4 protein-coding genes are annotated in these 6271 nt (G+C 24.3%); 2 read left to right on the forward strand and 2 right to left on the reverse strand.

What is annotated here, in order from left to right; translation table 11 throughout:
* Positions 1-129 precede the first annotated feature (129 nt).
* Together HNQ06_RS04630 and HNQ06_RS04635 are read left to right on the forward strand one after the other, a co-directional pair.
* Positions 130-870, forward strand: a complete 741-nt coding sequence (locus tag HNQ06_RS04630; protein WP_184107777.1) for a ParA family protein — start codon at positions 130-132, stop codon at positions 868-870.
* The gene (locus HNQ06_RS04635) at positions 861-1130 is read left to right on the forward strand and encodes a hypothetical protein (protein WP_184107778.1); all 270 of its coding nucleotides are present in this window, start codon (positions 861-863) and stop codon (positions 1128-1130) included. The genes HNQ06_RS04630 and HNQ06_RS04635 overlap by 10 nt, the downstream gene beginning before the upstream one ends.
* 4126 nt (positions 1131-5256) lie before the next feature.
* Here the strand turns inward: HNQ06_RS04635 and HNQ06_RS04640 are convergent.
* Together HNQ06_RS04640 and HNQ06_RS04645 are read right to left on the reverse strand one after the other, a co-directional pair.
* A complete protein-coding gene (locus HNQ06_RS04640; protein WP_184107778.1) occupies positions 5257-5526 on the reverse strand; it encodes a hypothetical protein in 270 nt (89 codons plus the stop codon).
* Positions 5517-6271 (reverse strand): ParA family protein (locus tag HNQ06_RS04645; protein ID WP_246343371.1); only part of this gene is annotated, 755 nt, incomplete at its 5' end. The genes HNQ06_RS04645 and HNQ06_RS04640, both read right to left, overlap by 10 nt.

Consider the following 6271-nt stretch of genomic DNA (forward strand, 5'->3'; position numbering starts at 1 on the left):
TAAAATAATTAATATATGATATAAAATAATTAATATATGATATAAAATAATTAATATATGATATAAAATAATTAATATATGATATAAAATAATTAATATATGATATAAAATAATTAAAAGGAAGTTTGTATGAAAAAAATAGCATTTCATATTCAAAAAGGCGGCGTTGGTAAAACTACCTTAAGCGGGAATATTGCAAGTTATTTATCTAAAGCAAGAAAAGTTATATTGGTTGATTGTGATATACAGCAAGGAAGTTCTTCTACATGGTTTCTTAATCATGAAATTCTAAAGCTGGATATTAAAGATTTTCTTTTGAAGAAGGTTGATATAGATCAAGTAGTAAGACAAATACAAAAAAATTTTTATATTTTGCCATGTGTGCCGAGTGGAACTTTTAGAAGAGATGTGCAACATGAATTGCAAGATTTTCCATATTTGATAGATGATTTTTGCTTGGAATTGGAGAAATTGGGATTTGAATTTGCAATTTTTGATTTATCTCCCAGTTTTGAGCTTTGGGAGCGAAGAATTATTCTTGCAATGTGTGAGGTTGTTACTCCACTGACTCCAGAATTTCTAAGTCTTGAAGTAATTAATATTTTTAAAGAAGAGTTTGATTCTTTGTTAAAATCTTATAGAAAAAAGGTTAAACATGAGAAAATTATTTGTAATATGCTTAATAAAAGTTTTAAAAGGCATAATTTACACTTGGAGCAATTTAAAACTTTTGGATATGACCTTTATGAGGTTGGACAAGATTCTAAAATAGCAGAATCTCAGCTATATAAGAAGTCGATTTTTGATTATTATCCTGAGAGTAGGTCTATCTTAGAACTTTCAAGATTGGGGGATGCTTTATGCCTATAAGCAAAGAGGTTAATTTAGAAGAAATTATTAAACAAAATGTTAGCAAATCTAAATTTGCTTTTCATGACGACGATGTTATTAGCAATAACATTTCAAATGTTAAGCCTAGTAGATCAAAGATGACGATCAAACAAATAAGTGTAGGATTGAAATATGAATATTGGGTTGAATTTTATTCTATTTTAGAAAAAAAGGGGTTAACAGCTTCTGGTTTTATAAGAACTTTAATTATGGAATATATAGAAGCTTCTAAGAAATAAATAATCTTTGATGAAGATGCTTTCTTTAGATTATTGATAAATTTAGCAGGGTGAATGTTTATAATTCAATTCTTATTATAATTGAATTCATTTATGGTTATTCCCTATAAGGAATACCCATAAATTTGTAAAGACGGAACAGAAGTCCGTCGTTTATGCTTATATTTAGTAATTAGTGCTCGGTGGATAAATTAATAAAATATATGCAGTGATTATCAAAAGTTGTTTTATATTCTATATATACCAAGTAATTATAATATATGGGTGACTGATAAAGCGTAAAAAAATAGAATATATTCTGACACTAATCAAGATAAATTTTTAAAAAGTATTTAGGGGTGGAAGATTTTTGTAAAATAAAATTTTAAATGATAATAGGAAAGATTCTTATGGAAAAATAGGAAAAATTTTGGTATTAATCTAGGTGAATATAAAAGTAAATTTCCATCCTTATTAAAGGAAGTTGATACTTTAATTCTTTGTGGCGCACGGATTAATTCAACTTCTATGTATAATTTTTATATAAATTTAAAAAGGAATCAAAACGCAGGTATTTTCCAAATATAAGAGTATAAAAATAGTTAAATTTTTAGAGCTAATATAAAGCTTATTAAAATAGGATTTATGTTATATCTACATAGAAGCATTATAATAGTAATAAACTTATTAAAAATATAGTAGTAGTAGAAAAAAATGCCGATAATAAATATTTATTTAAGCAGCAGTTTAAGCGCTTAGATTTAAAATAACAATAAAACCAAGGCTTAAAAATAATAAAAAAGAGTGGTTAAGGGGGAAAAACAATCATACTAAATATTTATGAAAAATAAAAATAAGCTTAAAAAATACTAAAGATAACCTAATAAGTTGTCATATAGGATGAATAAATAATTTATTTTGATAATCTTTGATTTATAAATAGTAGTTAGCTTGTTGGATGGATACAGTCATTTGGCTTAATTGCAATTAATACAATAAGTTAAATCATTGTATTAATTGCAATTAAAGTTATTGATATTATAATAAATATATAAAACTTATTTTTAATAATTAATAGATAAAAAATTAATTTTAACATTTCTATTAATAATAAAAAAATATCAAAACATTTTTTACAAAATCTGATGAATTTTGTAAAAAATGTTTTTAGTTGTATATGAAAGTATATTATACACATAGTCAAGCATGAATACACGATTATCGCTGTCATAAAAATTTTAATTCTCCTTCAATTTTAGTCTATCTCAATTTTTTAAAAATTCCATTTTTGTTTATCGATAGCTCTGTATGCATTTGTTGAATGCATGTTATAATTTTAATATTTGAGAGTGTTTTAAATACCGGTTTAGTTGCGTTGTTGTTTGAAAAGTTTCCATACAAGAAATTTTTTTGTTTTCCCTTTTTTACTGATCTTGTTACATTTGATGGGTATTCTTTTTTTCTCTAGGCTTTGAATTAAAAATAATAATCATATTATCTATATAATCTTTATTTAATGTTTTAAATAAAGATTATTGATCTAGAGCTAAGACATAGTTAGAATTTGTTTTTCAAATTTTAAAATAATAAGATTTGCTAGGCAATATTATTGGATTTTTATATATTTTGGTTGCAAACTCTTCAAGCGTTATATCATTTTAACCAATTCTAATAGATTATACTTGAGAAAATATTTCTTGGGATTGTTGCTTTTAAAAAGTTTGGTGTTATAAAATATTTTAAAATTTCTTCTTTGAGATATAAATTAATATTTTTTCTCCCATATTTTGTGGAAGCTTTTATATTTTCTGGTTGTTTATAGGAAATGTTTTTTCTTATTTTTCCAATTTAAGTGGCTTGATATAAATGGTATTTTTTTATACTTTTATTTAGCATAGTTTGTATTTCTTTTAAAGTAAAATATTCTTTGTTTTTATTGGCAATAAGAACCATTAAATTCCCCAGTTTTACATATATGTTGTGTAGTTTGCTATAAGCAGGCCAATGTGTTAAACGAAGAGTAAAAGCTATTCTTTTCTTTTTTTTAAAATTGTAAAGCACTTTATACTAAATAACTATAAACTAGTTTATAGTTATTTAGTATAAAGTGCTTTACAATTTTAAAAAAAAGAAAAGAATAGCTTTTACTCTTCGTTTAACACATTGGCCTGCTTATAGCAAACTACACAACATATATGTAAAACTGGGGAATTTAATGGTTCTTATTGCCAATAAAAACAAAGAATATTTTACTTTAAAAGAAATACAAACTATGCTAAATAAAAGTATAAAAAAATACCATTTATATCAAGCCACTTAAATTGGAAAAATAAGAAAAAACATTTCCTATAAACAACCAGAAAATATAAAAGCTTCCACAAAATATGGGAGAAAAAATATTAATTTATATCTCAAAGAAGAAATTTTAAAATATTTTATAACACCAAACTTTTTAAAAGCAACAATCCCAAGAAATATTTTCTCAAGTATAATCTATTAGAATTGGTTAAAATGATATAACGCTTGAAGAGTTTGCAACCAAAATATATAAAAATCCAATAATATTGCCTAGCAAATCTTATTATTTTAAAATTTGAAAAACAAATTCTAACTATGTCTTAGCTCTAGATCAATAATCTTTATTTAAAACATTAAATAAAGATTATATAGATAATATGATTATTATTTTTAATTCAAAGCCTAGAGAAAAAAAGAATACCCATCAAATGTAACAAGATCAGTAAAAAAGGGAAAACAAAAAAATTTCTTGTATGGAAACTTTTCAAACAACAACGCAACTAAACCGGTATTTAAAACACTCTCAAATATTAAAATTATAACATGCATTCAACAAATGCATACAGAGCTATCGATAAACAAAAATGGAATTTTTAAAAAATTGAGATAGACTAAAATTGAAGGAGAATTAAAATTTTTATGACAGCGATAATCGTGTATTCATGCTTGACTATGTGTATAATATACTTTCATATACAACTAAAAACATTTTTTACAAAATTCATCAGATTTTGTAAAAAATGTTTTGATATTTTTTTATTATTAATAGAAATGTTAAAATTAATTTTTTATCTATTAATTATTAAAAATAAGTTTTATATATTTATTATAATATCAATAACTTTAATTGCAATTAATACAATGATTTAACTTATTGTATTAATTGCAATTAAGCCAAATGACTGTATCCATCCAACAAGCTAACTACTATTTATAAATCAAAGATTATCAAAATAAATTATTTATTCATCCTATATGACAACTTATTAGGTTATCTTTAGTATTTTTTAAGCTTATTTTTATTTTTCATAAATATTTAGTATGATTGTTTTTCCCCCTTAACCACTCTTTTTTATTATTTTTAAGCCTTGGTTTTATTGTTATTTTAAATCTAAGCGCTTAAACTGCTGCTTAAATAAATATTTATTATCGGCATTTTTTTCTACTACTACTATATTTTTAATAAGTTTATTACTATTATAATGCTTCTATGTAGATATAACATAAATCCTATTTTAATAAGCTTTATATTAGCTCTAAAAATTTAACTATTTTTATACTCTTATATTTGGAAAATACCTGCGTTTTGATTCCTTTTTAAATTTATATAAAAATTATACATAGAAGTTGAATTAATCCGTGCGCCACAAAGAATTAAAGTATCAACTTCCTTTAATAAGGATGGAAATTTACTTTTATATTCACCTAGATTAATACCAAAATTTTTCCTATTTTTCCATAAGAATCTTTCCTATTATCATTTAAAATTTTATTTTACAAAAATCTTCCACCCCTAAATACTTTTTAAAAATTTATCTTGATTAGTGTCAGAATATATTCTATTTTTTTACGCTTTATCAGTCACCCATATATTATAATTACTTGGTATATATAGAATATAAAACAACTTTTGATAATCACTGCATATATTTTATTAATTTATCCACCGAGCACTAATTACTAAATATAAGCATAAACGACGGACTTCTGTTCCGTCTTTACAAATTTATGGGTATTCCTTATAGGGAATAACCATAAATGAATTCAATTATAATAAGAATTGAATTATAAACATTCACCCTGCTAAATTTATCAATAATCTAAAGAAAGCATCTTCATCAAAGATTATTTATTTCTTAGAAGCTTCTATATATTCCATAATTAAAGTTCTTATAAAACCAGAAGCTGTTAACCCCTTTTTTTCTAAAATAGAATAAAATTCAACCCAATATTCATATTTCAATCCTACACTTATTTGTTTGATCGTCATCTTTGATCTACTAGGCTTAACATTTGAAATGTTATTGCTAATAACATCGTCGTCATGAAAAGCAAATTTAGATTTGCTAACATTTTGTTTAATAATTTCTTCTAAATTAACCTCTTTGCTTATAGGCATAAAGCATCCCCCAATCTTGAAAGTTCTAAGATAGACCTACTCTCAGGATAATAATCAAAAATCGACTTCTTATATAGCTGAGATTCTGCTATTTTAGAATCTTGTCCAACCTCATAAAGGTCATATCCAAAAGTTTTAAATTGCTCCAAGTGTAAATTATGCCTTTTAAAACTTTTATTAAGCATATTACAAATAATTTTCTCATGTTTAACCTTTTTTCTATAAGATTTTAACAAAGAATCAAACTCTTCTTTAAAAATATTAATTCCTTCAAGACTTAGAAATTCTGGAGTCAGTGGAGTAACAACCTCACACATTGCAAGAATAATTCTTCGCTCCCAAAGCTCAAAACTGGGAGATAAATCAAAAATTGCAAATTCAAATCCCAATTTCTCCAATTCCAAGCAAAAATCATCTATCAAATATGGAAAATCTTGCAATTCATGTTGCACATCTCTTCTAAAAGTTCCACTCGGCACACATGGCAAAATATAAAAATTTTTTTGTATTTGTCTTACTACTTGATCTATATCAACCTTCTTCAAAAGAAAATCTTTAATATCCAGCTTTAGAATTTCATGATTAAGAAACCATGTAGAAGAACTTCCTTGCTGTATATCACAATCAACCAATATAACTTTTCTTGCTTTAGATAAATAACTTGCAATATTCCCGCTTAAGGTAGTTTTACCAACGCCGCCTTTTTGAATATGAAATGCTATTTTTTTCATACAAACTTCCTTTT

It is taken from the genome of Borreliella lanei, from assembly GCF_014205895.1.
Lineage (GTDB): Bacteria > Spirochaetota > Spirochaetia > Borreliales > Borreliaceae > Borreliella > Borreliella lanei.

What these genes read in the sequence shown, in the direction of transcription:
- HNQ06_RS04640 (WP_184107778.1), bottom strand. Translation starts at nt 5,526, where the DNA reads ATGCCTATAAGCAAAGAGGTTAATTTAGAAGAAATTATTAAACAAAAT.
- HNQ06_RS04635 (WP_184107778.1), top strand. Translation starts at nt 861, where the DNA reads ATGCCTATAAGCAAAGAGGTTAATTTAGAAGAAATTATTAAACAAAAT.
- HNQ06_RS04630 (WP_184107777.1), top strand. Translation starts at nt 130, where the DNA reads ATGAAAAAAATAGCATTTCATATTCAAAAAGGCGGCGTTGGTAAAACT.